The sequence below is a fragment of the Pseudomonas sp. GL_117 genome (assembly GCF_057835125.1).
In genome coordinates, this window is sequence record NZ_CM174418.1 from 440,279 (window position 1) to 457,470 (window position 17,192).

Here is a 17,192-nt window from a genome sequence, read left to right on the forward strand (position 1 = left end):
CGTTGCCTGGGTTTGGGGCGGCTGCGCCACCCAGCGCGGGGCAAGCCCGCTCACTACAGATTGTCGAGTTGCGTATAGGTAAGATGGATGGTCACCGAGACCTTTTGCCGCATCGAAGGTATCCAAACCGCAATAAAGAGGAGTCATTGCAATGGCCCGTATTACCGTTGAGCGTGCACATTCCCTGGGTAAAGAAGGCGCTCGGGCAAAGGCCGAGAAGTTGGCGCATAAACTCAAGGAGCAATATGGCCTGGAGCCATCGTGGTCTGGCGATACCTTGAACCTCAAGCGTTCGGGGGTTAAAGGCACGGTATTGGTTGCAGATGATTCGTTGCGTATTGATGTGGAACTGGGCCTGTTGATGTCGGCCATGAGTGGCACCATCAAGTCCGAAATCGAGAAAGCCCTGGATAAGGCATTGGCGTGATCCGAGTGTTCTAGGGTGCCGATTCTAATTTTTCCTCCTACTTTGTGCCCAAGCCCTCAACTCCTGCGGGCCGTTCCTCCACCCTATTTCGCGTGAGGTGCACCATGGCCAAAGTTATCTTGAAGAAAAAAATCGATGCCCCGACTACTGCCCTGAGCGAGGTTAAAACCTACGCCCGCAAGATCTGGCTGGCGGGCCTTGGTGCGTATGCCAAGGTTGGAAGCGAGGGCAACGAGTACTTCAAGGAACTCGTCAAGGCGGGTCAACATGTTGAAAGTAAAGGTAAAAAAGTTGCAGTTGAACAACTTGACGCTGCCAATAGTCAGATTGACCAAGTAAAGAGTAATGTCTCCTCTGTCAAAGGTCTGGTAGAAGTTCAGCTGGATAAAGTTGAAAAAGCTTTTGATACTCGTGTTGCAAGTGCCTTGAATCGAATCGGCATTGCGTCTAAACATGACGTGGAGACACTCTCTGCTAAGCTCGAAGAGCTGACGGCATTGCTCGAACGTGTCGCGCGTAAACACTAAGGAGACATCGGGATGGCTGTTCAAAAGAAACCTCAGAAAGAAGGCAGCTCGTGGGTCGGGAAAGTTGAAGAATATTCCCGCAAAATCTGGCTGGCTGGTTTAGGCGTTTACTCGAAGATCGACAGTGACGGCAGCAAACTCTTCGAGACTCTGGTTAAAGACGGCGAGAAGGCCGAGAAAGTAGCCAATAGCGCAGTTGGTAAAAAAGTAACTGCCGCCAAGGCAACTGCCGGTTCGCGTATCAGTGATGCGAAGAAACAAGTACTGGGTACTTGGAGCGAACTGGAAGGGGCTCTGGACAAGCGCCTCAACAGTGCCATTTCGCGTCTGGGCGTGCCGAGCAAGACTGAAATCAAGGCACTGCACAGCAAGGTCGATACCCTGACCAAGCAAATCGAAAAACTCACCGGCGCTAAAGTCGCTCCTGTGAAAACGGCTGCTGCAAAACCTGCTGCTAAGCCAGCGGCGAAAACCGCAGCCGCCAAACCCGCTGCAAAAGCTGCGGCCAAGCCTCTGGTCAAAGCGGCCGCCAAGCCGGCTGCGAAAGCTGCAGCCAAGGCGCCCGTCAAAGCGGCTGCCAAACCAGCGGCAAAAACCGTCGCTGCAAAACCTGCCGCCAAGCCGGCCGCCAAGGCAGCGGTTAAACCCGCTGCCAAAGCCGCCGCGAAACCCGCTGCTGCAAAATCAGCTGCCAAGCCGGCCGCCGCGAAACCGGCAGCCAAGTCTGCTGCAGCCAAGCCAGCGGCAAAAACAGCCGCCGCGAAAAAGCCAGCAGTAGCGAAAAAACCGGCAGCACCGAAGCCTGCTGCTGCAGCGAAGCCTGCATCTGCGCCAACTGCTTCCACAGCCAACTCGGTGCTCGCACCGACCCCTGCTGCTGTGACGCCGACGGCGACGCCGTCAACCCCGCCGTCCTCCAGTCAATCCTGATCTTTGCAGGACCCAACAATGCCCGGCCTGTAAGGTCGGGCATTTTTTTGCGTGCTCACTTCATGGGTGCCTATAGATGGCGCATTATTGCGCCCACGGGCAAGCTGTCTGGTACGGAGATGGTGGCTGCAAAGGTGACGCTGTTTCAAGGTTGAAATATCGGTCACACGCTGCTTGAACAACTCCCGGCAGGAATAGCAGTAATGGTGTAGGAATAAGTGTCAGGGGAAACTTCATCCTTTTTCCTTTTTATTCTGTCGCAATGACAATGGAGCGCATTGAAAAGCGCTCCACTGACCGGGCTATGGTGGGGGATGGGACACGCCTTTATTCCGTGGATGCCGGTTCAGCCCGAGATCCGTGCCACTTCGTATAGTGATCAGGATGCGTCGGCGTGCGAGTGACTTTTTCAGTTGTAGGTGATCGACACCGTAACTGCGCTGGCCAGTGTGCCTTGGGTAATCGCTTGACCGGTCTTGTGGTAGGCCGCTTTGAGTGGCAAGACCGCTTTGCTGCTACTCGTCGCTACCGTCCGCGTCCGCTGGGCCGGCGTGCCGTTGGCAGGGATTGTGGCGGCAGAGGGCAACCGGGATGCCAGCCAAAGGGCGGTGCCGCCGGAGCTGCCGGTGTTGGAAAACAGCCCGGCATTGCCAACGGAGGATGTTCCGGTGAACAGGAAGCTCACGTTGCGCACGTCCGATTCGCAGTCGGCGGCAATCTCGAAATCCAGCTCGCCCGTGTAGACCACCGAATCGAAGTCTGAAATCTTGACCTCGGGCAACGTGATCAAACGGTTTTCATCGCCCGCAGCCAGGTTGCAGGTGCCAGCATTGACCTGGCCGGCAAAACGCAGGCTGCCTGTGGTCGCCGCCTGGGCAGCAGTGCCGACGAGGCTTGCGGTGACGACCATCAGCAGAGGTAGGGTTAGACGCTTCATCGAAAGTCCTTCAGGTTTCAGTTGTAGGTGATGTTGACGGTGGCGGTACTGGCAAATGTGCCAGAGCCGACAGTGCCGTTTTTGTGATAGGCCACACCGAGTGGCAGTACAGCGCGGTTGCCGAAAACGGCCACTGTGCGCGTGTCGTTGTTGCTGATGGTTTGGGGCACGCCATTGATGCGCGAGTACATCCACAGCGCTACCCCGCCAGCAGAGCCTGTGTTGGTGAAGAGCAAGTTATTCCCGGGGGCCGGGGTGCCCGTCACTCGAAAGGTGACATCCGAGGCGTTGCTGCAGTTTGCGCTCAACTCGAATTCACGCGTGCCTGCGGTGACGGAGTTGTTGAACGCGTTCACCTGCACGGTTGGCAATGTGATTGTGCGGTTGACGTCTCCGGTCGCCAGGTCGCACGTGGAGGCCGGATTGACGAAGCGTATGGAGGTGTTGAGCACCATTCGATAATGGCCTTTGCCCCCATCCCAATTGTTGTGTTGGATGTCACCGCTGGGCAGCGTGCCGGTGGTGACCGGCCCCAACTTGTAGAACTCCGCTACCAGGCGTGTTGCCCCCCACAGGATTCTCCCCGGTGCCGACACCAGGCTCTCGGTCTTGAGCTTGGCGGAGTACGGCGCGCCGGAGGTCAGCGTCACCATTACGCGCATGCCGACACCGGGCACATTGGTGTGATAAATGAGCCCGCCCGGCGCCGATATGGCTGATGTGAATCGCCCGGTCAGGAAGGTTGGGGTCGCGGTGGGGCAGTTCATATAGAACGTAGGGTAGGGCCCTGGGAATACCTGGCTGGTGATCAATTGGCCAATGCCAAGGCTTTCCGGCACGGTGATGGTGCTGGGAAAGGACACGCTGTGTTGCATGTTGGGGTAGCGGTCGCATGCTGCTTGAGCAGCCATGGGAAGAGCGTAGGCCAAGGGCACCGAAAGGAATCTGAGGCATCGCTTCATTTTCTGCTCCTGCAACAGGGCCGCACCTGGCCGTCATCAGTTGTAAGTGATGGAAATCGTAATGGCGCTGGCCAGACTGCCTTGGGTAATCGCTTCACCCGTTATGTGGTAGGCGCCAATGAGTGGCAGCACTGCCTTGTTGGCGCTGGTCGCAACGGTGCGGGTGCGCTGCGCGGGGGTTCCATTGGCTGGGATGGTTATCCAGCCGGGCGTGCGATGCGCCAGCCAGACCGCTGTCCCTTTTGAAGTACCTGTGTTGGAAAACAGCAGCCCATTGCCTGTGGCAGGTGTGCCGGCGAACAGAAAGTGCACGTTGCGAATATCGGCTTCGCAGTCGGCAGAAATCTCGAAATTGTGCGCGCCCGCATACACGGCCGAGGCCAGGTCGGAAATCTTGATGGTGGGCAACGTGATGGTGCGGTTCACGTCCCCGGCGGTCAGGTTGCATGTCCCTGAGTTGATCTGGCCGACAAAGCGCAACGTGCCTGTTGTCGCGGCCTGGGCGGTGAGATGGCCGAAGAGTGCAGTGATTGCCAGCAGTAGGGGCAGTGTGCGCAGGTTCATTCGAGAGTCCTTGGGTTTTTAGTTGTAGGTGATGTTGACGGTGGCACTGCTGATGAGCGTGCCTGAGCTCACCGTGCCGTTTTTGTGATACGCGACACTGAGCGGCAACACCGCGCGGTTGCTGGAGACAGCCACTGCGCGGGTATCGTTGTTGCTGATGGTCTGGGGCGCACCATTGATCCGTGAATACATCCACAGCGACACGCCGCGGGCGGTGCCGGTATTGGCGAAGAGCAAGGGGTTGCCGACGGCAGGGGTGCCGGTAATACGAAAGGTGACGTTGGCTGCGTTGCTGCAATTGGCTGTCAGGTCAAAATTCTGCACGCCGGCATAGACCACATCCTTCAGGGCGCTGGCTTGTATGGTGGGCAACGTCACGGTGCGGTTGACGTCACCGGCTGCCAGGTCGCAGGTGGCGGCGGGCCTGACAAAACGCACAGGGCTGCCGAGTTGTAGACGGAAACGCTCTGGAGCGATAACCCAGGTTTTTTCCCAGAACATGCCGCTCGGTACTGTCCCGCTGGTCACAGGGCCGATTTTGTAGAAGGTGGCCTCCGCTGAGGTGAAGCTGGGAATTTTCCCGTAAACCTGTTGGTAACCTTGGTTGTACAGTGCGAAGGCGGCGGGGCCGCCGCCGGCCCACGTCATCGTAATGCGCAAGCCGATGCCTGGAACCTCGGTGTGGTAGGCGCCGGTAGCCGGGTCTTGCAGGCGTGAATATCTTCCAAACACTCCGCTGTGGGTGGCAACGGTGCAATTTGCAAAGTAGGCGGGAGCCGTGCCGCTGAAGGCTTGGCGAGTGATGACACTCCCGACGGGAAGGCTGTCCGGGACCGTGATGTTCGCGGGCAGGTTCAGGGTGAACGTGTCATTTTGAAACCTGTCGCACCTCGCTTGGGCGGCGATCGGCATGCCAAGCGCAAGGAGTGTCGAAGCCAGCAGGATGGGGGACTTCATCTTCATGTCCTGTAATCAGAAGAGGTTGTTGGGAACCGCGGGCGCGAGGTGCGCGCCCGCCGGATCAGCCACGTGTGTTGGCAGAGCACGTGCCAGCATCCAGATGGCGTAAACGCGGTGTCGCATCTCCCTCCGGGCCTTTCTGCAGGCCGTATTGCAGTCGGCAAGAGGCGTCGTCATTGCTGCCCCACTTGACGGTCAACAGCCCCTGATCCTTCGCAACGCGCACAAACGCTTTGCCGCCCTGGCCAACAATGCCCACGCTGGCGCCATCCTCATCGAACACATCCGAACCGAACGGCAGCGGGCTGCCATCCTCACGCTGCGCCGTGATCAAGAGCGCCTGGCCGCTGACCGTATCGAACTGCAACTTCACCACCGACCCGGCGCGCGGCGCGATGTTTTGTGCGGCGGTCTTGAGCTCCACATCCACGGACAAGTCCTTGGGGTCCAGTTCCACCACGTTCTGGCGGTACGGCGTGAGGTGGGGCACCACGGCGTAACCGCTCTTGCCGACCTGGGCGCTGTGGTTGCCATTGATCCGCGCGCCCTGTGCACTGGGAGCCTGGACGATGCCGATGGTGTCGCCGAGCTCCGGGGCGAACGTCACGCCTCCCGAGTGAGCGACGATGCCGCCGGTCATGCCGAGGGACGTTGCGCGGTAGCTGTTGCTCTGGCCATACCCTGCGGACAGCACGCCATGGCTCGCCTGATATTTCACGTCGGCGCTCAGGGCGTTGTCACTGCCCTGGGTCCTGCTGCTGCCCACGCCGTAGCTGAACTCGTTGCGCTCACCCAGGGTGCCGCCGAGGTTCACACGTTCGCCGCTGCTTTGATTACCGCGAAAGGCCGTGGTGGTCAGGGTCGGCGAGCGAGCATCCCTGCCCAGTGGCAGGCTCAGGGTCAGATCCACTCGCTTGTCGATCCTGTCGCTCAGCAAGTCCTTGGTGCGCTGGGCGCTGAGGGTGTAGTGCATGCCCCGCCAGCTGCCGGTGTAGCCTGCGGTGAAGGTCAGGTTGCCGCTTGCGCGGTTCCAGTAGTTCTGCGAAGAGCCGGTGAGGTACACCGAGCTGTTGCCCAGGCTCTGGTTGAGGCTGATATCCATTCTGTCGCGCAGGCGTGACAGGTTGTCCAGGCTGCGCCCGTCGATGGCCAGGTCGCGCACCCTCGCGGCGTCGGCGATGCTCAGGAAGCCTTGCGTGGAGTACCGATAGGCACCGAGGGCAAAGTGAGTGCCGGTATCGGTGAAGTTCTTGCTGTAGCGCAACTGCACGCTTTGCCCGTCCCGGGACCCGTGGCCGGGCAGGTTTGCGTTCGAATTGGTCAGGTCGAAGGACAGCGCGCCAAACGGGGTATTGAAGGCCGTCCCCAGTAACTGCGAGTGATAGTCCTCACCCACCACCGCCCCTGTGTAGCCGGTCAGCAGATTGTTGAGGCCGTGCTGGTAGGTCGCCTGCATCAGTTTGGGTGGATGGTTCAGGCCGATTTCATCCAGCAGGCCGACGCTCAGTGAATAGCGGCTGTAGCCCGCACGCAGCAGGTTGGCGTTGGCGGCAAACGGCACGATGAATTCGCGCTGGCGGCCATCGGCCTCGGTGACGGTGACAGTCAGGTCACCCCCATAGCCGGTGGGGAACAGGTCGTTGAGCACAAACGGGCCGGGGGCCACGGAGACTTCATCCAGCAACACGCCACGTTGGCGCACGGTCACGCGGGCATTGGTCTCGGCGACACCACGCACCACAGGCGCAAAGCCGGTCATGGAATCCGGCAGCATCCGGTCATCGCTGAACAGGCTGGCACCGCGCAGGCGCACGCTGTCGAACAGCTCGCCCGGGGTGTAGATCTCGCCCACCATCATTTGTGAGCGCAGCGGGCTCAGTTCCCGTTGCACATAGGTGCTGCTGCTTTGATAACCCGAGGCGGCGTCGGTCTGGCTGAAGCTGCCGTTATGACGCAAATGCCAGTCACCCAGATTGAGCCCGGAGTTCAGGCCCAGGTAATGGGAGTTGATCGAGCGGCCGTTCGTGCGTGTATTGAAGGTGTTGATGTTGTAGCGTGCGAAGGCCGCATTGATGCCGCTGTCCCAGTGTTTCGGGTCGACATAGCCGCGTGCCGTACGTGCCATGTAGATCTGTGGAACCTGCAGTGTCAGGCGGTTTTCGCCTGAGTCGAACTGGCTGGTACTGCCTGGCAGGTAGGTTGAAATATCCTCGCAACCGGCAAACTCGGGAATCGGCGCCTGGCCGTCCTCGACGGGTTGTTTTTGCGGTGCGTCCAGGTCGATGCCGAACCTGAGCAGTGCATCACGCTCCAGGCACATCTGCGCCGAGTCCTGGCCCTCGACCGCGACGAAGGACAACGTTTCGCGGCCAATCCACTGACCGTTGAGGTAGACGTCGCTGCGGTAGTTGCCGGGCAGTACGACGTTGCCCTGGCTGAATTTTGAAATATCGAGCTGCTGGCCACCCGCGCCATCCGGAAAGAAGGCCGGGTTGAACTCGACATTCTCCACCGCGTGGGCGGCCATCGAGTGTGCTCCGCCGAGCAGCAACAAGCTCTGCGCCGTAAGCTTCAGACGATGACATGTCGGGGACCAGTGTCTTGCTCTGGCAGGCGTGTTCAAGCTCATGTTTACCATTTCCAAAAAAAGTGCTGTCCGAATTCGGGCAAGGGGAGGCCCTGCCCAGGAAAAAGGGCATCCAACAGGTGTGTCCGGGGTTGGAGAACTACGGTGTCGGGCTGGCCAGGTCGGTCATTTCGAGACCTTGGCGCTGTGGGAGGTCCTTACGCCAAAGTCGTCAAGCGTCTGGAACTCCACCGTGGTCGCAGCACCCGGCGGTGACTTGAGGCTGGGCAGTTCAAAGCGATTGCGGCCGCCAGGCGCCACCATGTTTTCGGCACCAGAGAGTGCGGCCTTGCGTGTATGGCGCAGCTTTGCCTCCAGCACGTCGATCTGGTCGAAGGTCACGTGGTAAGGCGTGGGGTTATAGACCTCCAGGATTTGGCCGCGCTCGGTCGATTCATGGCGCCATTGCAGTTTTGCCGGCGCGGCGTCGACCCCATAGGGCAGGTTTGGCGGGCGCAGGAACAGCTTGATCCGGGAGCGAAAGGCCAACTGCAGTTGATTGGCTTGCTTGGCGTCCTGGGACTGTGCGGGTACCTCCAGCAGGTTGAACCAGAACAGGCTTTCCTGCTTCGCCGTCAGGTTGTCGCCCGTATACGCCAGGCGCACCACCTGTTGCTTGCCTGGCTCCATGCGAAAAATCGGGGGCGTGGCGATAAAGGGAATTGCGGCCAGATCCGGAGTCGAGTGTTCGTCACCGCTGTCCAGCCAGGCCTGGATCAGTACTGGCGCCTGATTCTTGCTTTCCAGCCTGACGGTGACTTCCTTTTCGTTCTGCGGATAGATGATCCGCGTACTGTTGATCACCACGCTCGCATGCACGGACGTGGCGCCAAACAACGCGAATGCCCATGCCATGAACGGGAATGACAAAGACGAGATAAAGATCGATTTCATGGGCGAGATCATCTGGCGACTGAAGGAGTAAGACTGGCCGAGTGGCGCACCCGGGCGCCGAAGTCGCTCACGGTGGTGAACTCCACTTTCGGTGTGCCGTTGGGGCGATCACGCAGCAGCGGTAGCGCAAACCGTTTCACGTCACCGGCCGGCATCAGCAGACCGTCGTTGGCTTCCTTGTTGGGTGCTTTGCTGAAGCGTCTTCCTTCGCTCAGCAAGTCAACCGAGGTCAGGGAAATATGGTATGGCGTCGGGTTGGTCGCTTGCAGGGCATACCCCTGCTCGTGAGGCACCAGCTGCCATTGCAGTTTCGATGGTGCGCTGGCCACTGGATAGGGCAGTGCCGGCGGGCGCAGGAACACACGCAAACGGGTCCGGAACGCCAGTTCTATCTGGTTGTTTTGCTCGGAATTGGCTGAGCGTGGTGGCACCTCCAGCACATTCAGCCAGTACAGGCTTTCGCGATCGTTGGGCGCTGTTTCACCCAGATAGCGCAGGCGCAGGGCTTGCTGCTGGTTCGGCTCGATACGAAAGATCGGCGGCGAGAGGGTAAAGGGCGTCTGCGCCGTCGCGGGTGTCGAGCGCACATCGCCGGTATCCAGCCAGGTTTGGACCAGTGCCGGACGGTCGCCCTTGTTCTCCAGGCGCACCACGACCTCCTGCTGTTCAGCCGGAAAGATCACACGTGTGCCATAAATAATCACGCCTGCATGGGCGGTTAGCGCTTGTAGCGTTAACCATCCCAAGGCACAGGTGGCAAGCACTCGGCAGGCCATTTTTTTCATAGTCTCGCAACTCTTCGGATCGGGGAGGGACCTGCCCGTTTACGGCAGGTCCGTTATAGACAAGGCATGCTTGTGCGCAGGCCCTGGCCCCTTAGTCGGCGTACACAACCATAAAACCTACGCGCGTCTTGACCGTACCCTCGGTAGCGGGGGCGGTGGCGTACATTTGCGCGGCCAGCGGGATGACAGCCTGGTTGTCGGCGATCACCACACCTTCGGATTTTTCGGTGTAGACGTTGATTGGGGAGCCGTTGCGGTTGGTGACTTCCACCTGTACGTTCTTGGCGTTTTCGGTGTCATCGGGGTTGTCGTAGCCGTCGATGTTCAGTCGGCCGGTTGCTACGTCGATGGCCGGACTGGTGGGGTCGAACGCAACCATTGCGGTGCGGCCGTTGGTGCAGCTGCCTTCACCCGGTGCGCCGATGCGGATGGTGAAGCCAGTCAGGTTGGCACGGTCGCCAGGTTTCGCCAGGCGCGCAGCCGAGACTCCGCCCAGGTTGACGTCCTTGACCACAGCGCCCGTACCGGGTGCCGAACCTTCGATGGTGCAGGTTGTATCGTTGACCAGTCCGCTGAAGTTGATGGTGCCGTCATTGGCGGCATGGGCGGTTTGCGAGATGGCCGCGGCCAGGGCAATAGCAGCAAGTGTAGGCAGAGTATTGAATTTCATAGTATTCCCGATCATGAGTTTTCAGTATGTCCCGTCATTTTGCTAGTTGGCGGGCAGGGCATAATGTGTGCGGGAAAAAGAAAACTGCCTATAGAGAAGTCGCGAGTTTTATCTCGTGATAATTCGAAAAATGCGCTATTCAATCAAAATTGTTGCATTGACTTTGCGGTGTAAGACGCCACTGTAAGGCGCACCTGAAAGAACCGTCCTTATTATTTTCCCGTGTTGATCCGCAGGTGTGGGTGGGATATACCGTGTTCGCTATAACTAGAGAGTTTTTGGTTGTTCTCACTTAACGGGTTTTTTGATGCCTACTTCTTCTTCCAATACGCATACCCTCATGTTGCTTGATGATCATGAGATGGTTCGACAGGGGATCGAACTAGGGCTGGCCAATGAAGGCGACTTCGATGTGATCGGCTCCTTCGGGACGGGGCGGGAGTTGCTGGAGGCACTTGCACGGCGCCCGGCGGACATAGTGATCATGGACTTTATCCTCGGGCCATCGGACATTGATGGCCTGACCCTGATCCGCGCGTTAAGCCGGCGTTTCAAGCAGTGCAAGCCAATTGTGGTGTCGTCGCACTACACCCCCGCAAGCGTTTCGTTGGCCTTGAAAGCTGGAAGTTGGGGGGTGCTGGGCAAGACCCAGAAGATGACTGAATTGATCGCGGCCATCCGGACCGTCGCCCAGGGGCGGATTTACCTGCAGCCTTGTATGTTATCGGCCATTCAAGGTATGCAACCCATTTCTGAAGGGGAGAACATAAAGACCAAACTTGAGTTGTCATCACCGTTTCGCTTGAACGCTTGTCTGACGCCCAAAGAGCAGGAAGTATTGCGTTGCTTTCTCGATGGCATGTCGGTGAATTCAATTGCAGCAAAATTTTCGCGCAGTGCAAGTACGATCAGTACGCAGAAACAGTCGGCCTATCGAAAGCTGGGAATCAAAACCGATAGCGAGCTTTTCAAGTTTACTCGGCAGTTTGGTGAGCCCGGTTAATGAGCGGTTTGTAAGAAGCATCTGTAGTTAATGGCATTTAACTAGGGGGCATCTACATACTGTAGTGCCAATCTTTCGGTCGCCTGTCGCGCCGGTGGTAACAGATGCGGTGCGACCAGCATCATGATCTGGTAGACAACCACTTGTACTTCGCCTTCTCGGTCGAGAATCCGTTGGTAATCCAGGGAAAACAACAGGGTCATGGTGATCTGCTCCACCAGTTGGCCCAGTGCCTGGGTGCCACTGACCAACTGCCCGCCGGCTTTCAACCGGGCCAGCAAAGAGGCGAGGGTGCGTTTGAGCGCCGTCAACAGGTTGCGAATGCCCTTGGCCAGCTTTGGCAGGCGCCCGGCCAGGTTTGACAGGTCCTGGAACAGAAACCGGTAATGAGCCATGCGCTCGACGATCAGGTGCAGGAACAGCCAGTAGTCCTGGGGCTCCAGCTGCGCGTCCGCCGGCGGGTCGAGCAACGGCGCCAGCTCATTCTGGAATCGTTCGAACAGCCCGAGCACCAGCGGTTCCTTGCCATGGAAGTGGTAGTAGAGGTTGCCGGGGCTGATCCCCATTTCATTGGCCACCTCCATGGTCGATACGTTCGGTTCGCCCTTCTGGTTGAACAGGTGCAGGGCGCATTCAAGGATACGGTCGCGGGTCTTCATCCAGTCTTCTTAGTCTGATCGTTGGGCTCAGCGCACCCGCACATAAGTGCCAGGTGCCGCCTCCATCGGTGGGTAATTCTGGTTGCCCAGGGCGGTCAGGGTTTCGCGTTGCACGCCGGAGCGCTGTTGGACCCACTCCAGCCATCGCGGCCACCAGCTGCCGTCGACATGGTTGGCGTCGTAGTACCAGGCGCGTGGGTCGCTGCTCAGCTTGGGGTTTTCGACGTAGTTGGCCTTGGGGTTGCCCGGCGGGTTGAGGATGCTCTGGATATGCCCGCTGTTGGACAGCACGAAGCGCCGCTCGCCGCCCAACAGCTGGGTGGAGCGATACACCGCATCCCACGGCGTGATGTGGTCGTTGATCCCGGCCACGCTGAAGCTGTCCACCGTGACCTTCTGCAAATCGATCGGCGTGCCGCACACCTCAAGGCCACCGCAATGGCTCAGCGGGTTGTGCTTGAAAAAGTCCAGCAAGTCGCCATGCAGCGCGGCGGGCAGGCGCGTGTTGTCGTTGTTCCAGTACAGGATGTCGAAGGCCGGCGGTTCCTTGCCCAGCAGGTAGTTGTTGATCCAGTAATTCCAGATCAGGTCGTTGGGACGCATCCAGGCAAACACCTTGGCCATGTCGCGGCCATCCAGCACGCCTTGCTGGTAGGAGCGGCGCTTGGCCGCTTCCAGGGTCTGCTCGTCGACAAACAAGGTCGCGGGGCTGTCGATCTGGCTGTCGAGCAGGCTAACCAGGTAGCTGGCGCTGGAGACGCGCCGCAGCTGGCGCTTGGCTTGCAGGTGGCCTTGCAACGCGGCGATGGTCAGGCCGCCGGCGCAGGCGCCCATCAGGTTGACCTCGCGGGCGCCGGTGATCGCGCGGCATACGTTGAGCGCTTCTTCCAGCGCGGCGACGTAGGTGGACAGGCCCCATTCGCGATGCCGCACATCCGGGTTGCGCCAGCTGACCATAAACGTCTGCAGGCTGTTTTTCAGGGCGTACTGCACAAAGCTGTTGGCCGGGCTCAGGTCGAAGATGTAGTACTTGTTGATTTGCGGCGGCACGATCAGCAGCGGCTTGGCGTACTGCTTTTCGCTCATGGGCTTGTACTGGATCAGCTCCAGCAGCTCGTTGCGAAACACCACCGCGCCGGGGGTGGTGGCCACTGTCTTGCCGACCTCGAACGCTTGCTTGCTGACCTGGCGCGGCAGGCCGTTGTTGTGCAGCAGGTCTTCGAAGAGGTTGGTCACGCCGCGCACCACGCTGTTGCCGCCGGAGTTGAGCAGCTCCTTGATGGCCAGCGGGTTGAGCAGGGTGTTGGAGGGGGAGACCGCATCGTTGAGCAGGGAAAAGACGAAGTGCGCGCGGGCGCGGTCATCGGCGCTCAGGGAGAGGTCGTCGATCCAGTGACGGGTCTGTTTCTGCCAGCTTAGGTAGGCCTGCAGGCTGCGACGGTAGAAGGGGTTGAGTTTCCAGGTGGGATCGCTGAAGCGGCTGTCTTTGGGGTTGGGTTCATGCATGGTTTCGCCCAGCAAAACGCGGCCCAGTTGCCCGCTCAACGCCCAGGCATGCCGGGCGGTGTGCACCGGGTTGCGCAAACCGTGGGCGGCCACGCTGCGCAGGGTCGAGAGCAAGTCCCGCCCCCTGAGGCCGGTGATCGCATTTTGCGCATTGATAAACGCGGCCGGGGTGGGCGCCGGGTCTGTCACGGGTCTTTCTCGCATGAGCCAACACTCCTTCGTCAAGCCATCAAACGGGCACGCCAATTCAGAACCTTAGTCGGTTCCTGGCAAGTTGCGCGGCGGTGTGTCCTTACACCGCCGGGCGTGGATGAATCACCGCACGCATGCGCTCCTCTTCAAGAAACTTCATGATGATCGGCGCCACGGCTTCGGCCCGGGTGATCAGGAACAGGTGGCCGTCATCGATGATGTGCAGCTGTGCGTTGGGAATGCGCCAGGCGAGCATGCGCATGTTGATCAGCGGGATCAGCGGGTCGTCGTCCCCCGCCAACACCAGGGTCGGCTGGCGGATCTTGTGCAGCCAGTGGATGCTGGTCCAGCCCAGCCCGGCGAACAATTGCCAGTAGTAACCGAGCTTGCCGGCCGAGCGCACTTTGCTCGCATGTTCGGCGGCGAGTTTTGAATCGCGGCGGAACGAGCCGCCATAAATCATCGGCGCAATGCGCACCACGTGGGACGGCTGGATATACCGGCGCGGGCTGGCCATCAGCCATAACACCTTCGGTTTGCCCGGCACCATCACCGCGCCTGCCGCCGTGGCCGCCAGGATCAGCTTCTTGCAGCGCTCCGGGTAGTCGTAGGCAAATTGCTGTGCTAGCGCGCCGCCCCAGGACACGCCCACCACGCTGACCTGGCCGTAGTCGAGGTAATCGAGCATGCGCGCGGTGAGCTTGGCCAGGCCGGGAAACCGGTACGGTCGCTTGGGCGTCGACGAACCGCCCACTCCCGGCACATCGAAGGCGATCACTTCGAGGTCTGGGTCCAGGGCCTGGACGAACGGAAACACCAACTCAAGGTTGGCACCGATGCCATTGAAGATCAGCAGCGGCGTCAAGTGAGGCTTGCCCGGGCGCACCGCCGTGCGGATGGTCTGGCCATCCAGGTCGATGGTACGGAAGATGAACGGTTGCGGCATGCTCAAGCCCTGTGAAGTGTTACTGCCGGAATGCAGTCTGAATGTGGGAGCGGGCTTGCTCGCGAAAGCGGTGCATCAGTATCAGATGTGCTGACTGACACACCGCATTCGCGAGCAAGCCCGCTCCCACATTTGGATCTCATTTCAATCTAGCGTTCGTGTACGTAGGTGCCCGGCGCTGCTTCCGCCGCGACGTAGGTTTTATTGCCTAATGTTGTCGGCGCCTTCTTCAGCTTCCCCGCCCGCTCCGCCTGCCACGCCTGCCAATGCAGCCACCAGGAGTCGGTGTGCTTGGTGGCATTTTCCTGCCAGTCCAGCGGCGTTGCCGTCAGGCTGTCGCTGGTCTGGTAGCGCGCCTTGGGGTTGCCCGGCGGGTTGAGGATGCTCTGGATATGCCCGCTGCTGGACAGCACGAACTCGACCTTGCCGCCAAACAGCTGCGCCGACTTGTAGCAGGACTGCCAGGGTGTGATGTGGTCGTTGGTGCCGGCCAGTGAGTAGATGTCTGCGGTGACCTGCTTGAGGTCGATGGGCGTGCCGCACACTTCCAGGGCATTGGCGCGTACCAGTGGGTTGTTTTTGAACAGTTCGATCAGGTCGCCGTGGAACGCGGCCGGCAAGCGCGTGGTGTCGTTGTTCCAGAACAGGATGTCGAACACCGGCGGCTCGTTGCCCAGCAGGTAGTTGTTGACCCAGTAGTTCCAGATCAAGTCGTTGGGGCGCATCCAGGCGAACACCTTGGCCATGTCGCGGCCCTCAAGCACTCCGGATTGGTAGGAGTGGCGCTTGGCCGCTTCCAGGGTTTGCTCGTCGACAAACAGCGCCACCTGGGTGTCCAGGGTGGTGTCGAGCACGCTGACCAGCAGGGTCAGGGCGTTGACCTTCTTTTCGCCCAGCGCGGCGTAGTGGCCGAGCAAGGCGGTGCAGGTAATGCCGCCGGAGCAGGCGCCGAGCATGTTGATGTCTTTGCTGCCGGTGATCGCGGTGACGACGTCCACCGCTTCCTTGAGCGCCTCGATATAGGTCGACAGGCCCCATTCACGCTGGGCCTTGGTCGGGTTGCGCCAGCTGACGATAAAGGTCTGCTGGCCATTGCGCAGGCAGAAGCGCGCCAGGCTCTTATCCGGGCTCAGGTCGAATACGTAGAATTTGTTGATCTGCGGCGGCACCACCAACAGCGGGCGCTCGTGCACCTGTTCGGTGATCGGCTTGTACTGGATCAGCTCCAGCACGTCGTTGCGAAACACCACGGCGCCTTCGCTGGTGCCCAGGGTCTTGCCCACTTCAAAGGCGCCCATGTTGACCTGGCTCGGCATGCCGCCGTTGTGCACCATGTCCTTGGCCAGGTGGGACAAACCGTCGAGCAGGCTCTTGCCGCCGGTTTCAAAGAAACGTTTGACCGCCGCCGGGTTGGCCGCACTGTTGGTGGGGGCCATGGCTTCGGTCATCAGGTTGATCACGAAGTGGCCGCGGCTGATGTCCTGGGGGGACAGGTTGCTGTCGCCGATCCAGTCGTGCAGTTCCTTGCGCCATGCCAGGTAGGTTTGCAGGTAGCGCTTGTAGAGCGGGTTCTGGCTCCAGGCCGGGTCATGGAAGCGACGGTCATCGCTTTCCGGCACCAGTTGGGACTTGCCGAACATCACGTTCTTGAGTTCGACGCCAAAGTGCGCGACATGCTTGACGCTGTGCAACGGTTGCTTGATGGCTTGGGTCAGCACCATCTTCGCCGAGGCGAGTAAGTCCTTTTTCCGTAACGCGATGATCGGGTTCAGCCCCAGGGTGTTTTCCGAGGCCTGGCGTTTCAAGTCATCGTTGTTCTTGTTACTCATCTACGACGCTCCATTGTCCGAAAGACGAGTACCGGCTACCGCTCTGTGCACCAGGTTTCGATACACGACACAAGCCAGGTACTGCGACTCGGGTGACCGTTGATACCGCATCGTCAAATGCAGGGAACTTGCCAGTTCCATTGGTTACCCGAGTTTAATTTTTTTCGCAAGCGGGCCATTCGTTGGCCACGCGACAGGGCATTCAAGCAGATGAAATTAGAAAATGCCCTCTAAAGAGCAAGACGCCTGGACTAGAGCATCAGCCGCACGACCGATTGGCTAGGGTCGCGGGTTTTGCCAGCGGCTTTGAGTTCGGCCAGATAATCGGCCCACAGCGCATCCTGGCGCACGGCCAGCTGGTAGAGATAGTCCCAGGTGAACAGTCCGCTGTCATGGCCGTCGTCGAAGGTCAATTTCAGTGCGTACTGGCCTGCCGGTTCGATCTTGATCAACTTCACGTTGAGCTTGCCGAATTGCAGGATGGGTTTGCCGTGGCCCTGGACCTCGGCCGAAGGCGAGTGGGTGCGCAGCAGCTCGGCGGGGAGTTGGTAGACCTCATCGGGCCCGTAGGTGAGGCCGAGGGTGTTGGAGGTTTTGTGCAGGTTTACGGCAGTAGGAAATTTAGTCATTGGAGATAACCCTGAAGAAACCGGCTCAAAAAAAGTGGGAGCGGGCTTGCTCGCGAATGCGGTGTGCCAGTCACACAAGTATTGACTGATACACCGCATTCGCGAGCAAGCCCGCTCCCACATTAAAGCAAAGCGGCTCTGCGTGC

The 17,192-nt window shown here is 59.6% G+C and carries 17 protein-coding genes; 4 read left to right on the forward strand and 13 right to left on the reverse strand.

The features are described from left to right. Positions 1-151 precede the first annotated feature (151 nt). The 3 genes from AC3ISR_RS01900 to AC3ISR_RS01910 all read left to right on the forward strand — a co-directional run bounded on the left by AC3ISR_RS01900 (position 152) and on the right by AC3ISR_RS01910 (position 1,884). Positions 152-427 carry a polyhydroxyalkanoic acid system family protein gene (locus AC3ISR_RS01900; protein ID WP_053140503.1) on the forward strand — a complete coding sequence of 92 codons (276 nt, stop codon included), beginning with the start codon at positions 152-154 and terminating at the stop codon, positions 425-427. A gap of 104 nt (positions 428-531) precedes the next feature. Continuing rightward, entirely contained in the window at positions 532-954 is a 423-nt protein-coding gene (locus tag AC3ISR_RS01905) for a phasin family protein (protein WP_192298362.1), read from the forward strand. A gap of 12 nt (positions 955-966) precedes the next feature. Beyond that, complete coding sequence (locus AC3ISR_RS01910) at positions 967-1,884, forward strand: phasin family protein (protein ID WP_192298361.1); 918 nt, start codon at positions 967-969, stop codon at positions 1,882-1,884. Between the two features lie 409 nt (positions 1,885-2,293). Here AC3ISR_RS01910 and AC3ISR_RS01915 read toward each other — a convergent pair whose 3' ends face one another. The 8 genes from AC3ISR_RS01915 to AC3ISR_RS01950 form a co-directional block, all read right to left on the reverse strand. Then, positions 2,294-2,821, reverse strand: a complete 528-nt coding sequence (locus AC3ISR_RS01915) for a fimbrial protein (RefSeq protein ID WP_192298360.1) — start codon at positions 2,819-2,821, stop codon at positions 2,294-2,296. Between the two features lie 17 nt (positions 2,822-2,838). Further along, the gene (locus AC3ISR_RS01920) at positions 2,839-3,783 is read right to left on the reverse strand and encodes a fimbrial protein (protein ID WP_192298359.1); all 945 of its coding nucleotides are present in this window, start codon (positions 3,781-3,783) and stop codon (positions 2,839-2,841) included. 36 nt (positions 3,784-3,819) lie between these two features. Continuing rightward, on the reverse strand, positions 3,820-4,347 hold the full coding sequence (locus tag AC3ISR_RS01925) for a fimbrial protein (RefSeq protein WP_192298358.1): 528 nt from the start codon (positions 4,345-4,347) through the stop codon (positions 3,820-3,822). An 18-nt stretch (positions 4,348-4,365) separates the two neighbouring features. After that, positions 4,366-5,304: a fimbrial protein gene (locus AC3ISR_RS01930; protein WP_318652593.1), complete on the reverse strand. Its 939-nt coding sequence runs from the start codon at positions 5,302-5,304 to the stop codon at positions 4,366-4,368. Between the two features lie 64 nt (positions 5,305-5,368). Then, a complete protein-coding gene (locus AC3ISR_RS01935) occupies positions 5,369-7,936 on the reverse strand; it encodes a fimbria/pilus outer membrane usher protein (protein WP_192298356.1) in 2,568 nt (855 codons plus the stop codon). A gap of 123 nt (positions 7,937-8,059) precedes the next feature. Beyond that, on the reverse strand, positions 8,060-8,827 hold the full coding sequence (locus AC3ISR_RS01940; RefSeq protein WP_412547868.1) for a fimbrial biogenesis chaperone: 768 nt from the start codon (positions 8,825-8,827) through the stop codon (positions 8,060-8,062). An 8-nt stretch (positions 8,828-8,835) separates the two neighbouring features. Beyond that, entirely contained in the window at positions 8,836-9,612 is a 777-nt protein-coding gene (locus AC3ISR_RS01945) for a fimbrial biogenesis chaperone (protein WP_192298355.1), read from the reverse strand. A gap of 91 nt (positions 9,613-9,703) precedes the next feature. Next, positions 9,704-10,282 (reverse strand): fimbrial protein, encoded by a 579-nt coding sequence (locus AC3ISR_RS01950; protein ID WP_192298354.1) that lies wholly within the window; start codon positions 10,280-10,282, stop codon positions 9,704-9,706. A 307-nt stretch (positions 10,283-10,589) separates the two neighbouring features. Between AC3ISR_RS01950 and AC3ISR_RS01955 the strand changes: the two genes are divergently transcribed. Beyond that, positions 10,590-11,285 carry a response regulator transcription factor gene (locus tag AC3ISR_RS01955; RefSeq protein ID WP_225595423.1) on the forward strand — a complete coding sequence of 232 codons (696 nt, stop codon included), beginning with the start codon at positions 10,590-10,592 and terminating at the stop codon, positions 11,283-11,285. Between the two features lie 41 nt (positions 11,286-11,326). Here the strand turns inward: AC3ISR_RS01955 and AC3ISR_RS01960 are convergent, their stop codons facing one another. The 5 genes from AC3ISR_RS01960 to AC3ISR_RS01980 form a co-directional block, all read right to left on the reverse strand. Continuing rightward, positions 11,327-11,944 carry a TetR/AcrR family transcriptional regulator gene (locus AC3ISR_RS01960; protein WP_192298353.1) on the reverse strand — a complete coding sequence of 206 codons (618 nt, stop codon included), beginning with the start codon at positions 11,942-11,944 and terminating at the stop codon, positions 11,327-11,329. A gap of 27 nt (positions 11,945-11,971) precedes the next feature. Next, positions 11,972-13,654, reverse strand: coding sequence for a class II poly(R)-hydroxyalkanoic acid synthase (gene phaC, locus AC3ISR_RS01965; RefSeq protein WP_192298352.1), 1,683 nt, complete (start codon positions 13,652-13,654; stop codon positions 11,972-11,974). A gap of 88 nt (positions 13,655-13,742) precedes the next feature. Next, positions 13,743-14,588, reverse strand: a complete 846-nt coding sequence (phaZ, locus tag AC3ISR_RS01970; protein ID WP_017738853.1) for a poly(3-hydroxyalkanoate) depolymerase — start codon at positions 14,586-14,588, stop codon at positions 13,743-13,745. A 149-nt stretch (positions 14,589-14,737) separates the two neighbouring features. Then, on the reverse strand, positions 14,738-16,417 hold the full coding sequence (phaC, locus tag AC3ISR_RS01975) for a class II poly(R)-hydroxyalkanoic acid synthase (protein WP_192298351.1): 1,680 nt from the start codon (positions 16,415-16,417) through the stop codon (positions 14,738-14,740). A 251-nt stretch (positions 16,418-16,668) separates the two neighbouring features. Beyond that, positions 16,669-17,046: a gamma-butyrobetaine hydroxylase family protein gene (locus AC3ISR_RS01980; RefSeq protein WP_192298350.1), complete on the reverse strand. Its 378-nt coding sequence runs from the start codon at positions 17,044-17,046 to the stop codon at positions 16,669-16,671. Positions 17,047-17,192: the final 146 nt, after the last annotated feature.

Bases quoted from the DNA above. Each gene is read 5' to 3' on its own strand.
- AC3ISR_RS01900 (WP_053140503.1), top strand. From the start codon at position 152: ATGGCCCGTATTACCGTTGAGCGTGCACATTCCCTGGGTAAAGAAGGC.
- AC3ISR_RS01905 (WP_192298362.1), top strand. From the start codon at position 532: ATGGCCAAAGTTATCTTGAAGAAAAAAATCGATGCCCCGACTACTGCC.
- AC3ISR_RS01910 (WP_192298361.1), top strand. From the start codon at position 967: ATGGCTGTTCAAAAGAAACCTCAGAAAGAAGGCAGCTCGTGGGTCGGG.
- AC3ISR_RS01915 (WP_192298360.1), bottom strand. From the start codon at position 2,821: ATGAAGCGTCTAACCCTACCTCTGCTGATGGTCGTCACCGCAAGCCTC.
- AC3ISR_RS01920 (WP_192298359.1), bottom strand. From the start codon at position 3,783: ATGAAGCGATGCCTCAGATTCCTTTCGGTGCCCTTGGCCTACGCTCTT.
- AC3ISR_RS01925 (WP_192298358.1), bottom strand. From the start codon at position 4,347: ATGAACCTGCGCACACTGCCCCTACTGCTGGCAATCACTGCACTCTTC.
- AC3ISR_RS01930 (WP_318652593.1), bottom strand. From the start codon at position 5,304: ATGAAGTCCCCCATCCTGCTGGCTTCGACACTCCTTGCGCTTGGCATG.
- AC3ISR_RS01935 (WP_192298356.1), bottom strand. From the start codon at position 7,936: ATGAGCTTGAACACGCCTGCCAGAGCAAGACACTGGTCCCCGACATGT.
- AC3ISR_RS01940 (WP_412547868.1), bottom strand. From the start codon at position 8,827: ATGAAATCGATCTTTATCTCGTCTTTGTCATTCCCGTTCATGGCATGG.
- AC3ISR_RS01945 (WP_192298355.1), bottom strand. From the start codon at position 9,612: ATGAAAAAAATGGCCTGCCGAGTGCTTGCCACCTGTGCCTTGGGATGG.
- AC3ISR_RS01950 (WP_192298354.1), bottom strand. From the start codon at position 10,282: ATGAAATTCAATACTCTGCCTACACTTGCTGCTATTGCCCTGGCCGCG.
- AC3ISR_RS01955 (WP_225595423.1), top strand. From the start codon at position 10,590: ATGCCTACTTCTTCTTCCAATACGCATACCCTCATGTTGCTTGATGAT.
- AC3ISR_RS01960 (WP_192298353.1), bottom strand. From the start codon at position 11,944: ATGAAGACCCGCGACCGTATCCTTGAATGCGCCCTGCACCTGTTCAAC.
- phaC (WP_192298352.1), bottom strand. From the start codon at position 13,654: ATGCGAGAAAGACCCGTGACAGACCCGGCGCCCACCCCGGCCGCGTTT.
- phaZ (WP_017738853.1), bottom strand. From the start codon at position 14,588: ATGCCGCAACCGTTCATCTTCCGTACCATCGACCTGGATGGCCAGACC.
- phaC (WP_192298351.1), bottom strand. From the start codon at position 16,417: ATGAGTAACAAGAACAACGATGACTTGAAACGCCAGGCCTCGGAAAAC.
- AC3ISR_RS01980 (WP_192298350.1), bottom strand. From the start codon at position 17,046: ATGACTAAATTTCCTACTGCCGTAAACCTGCACAAAACCTCCAACACC.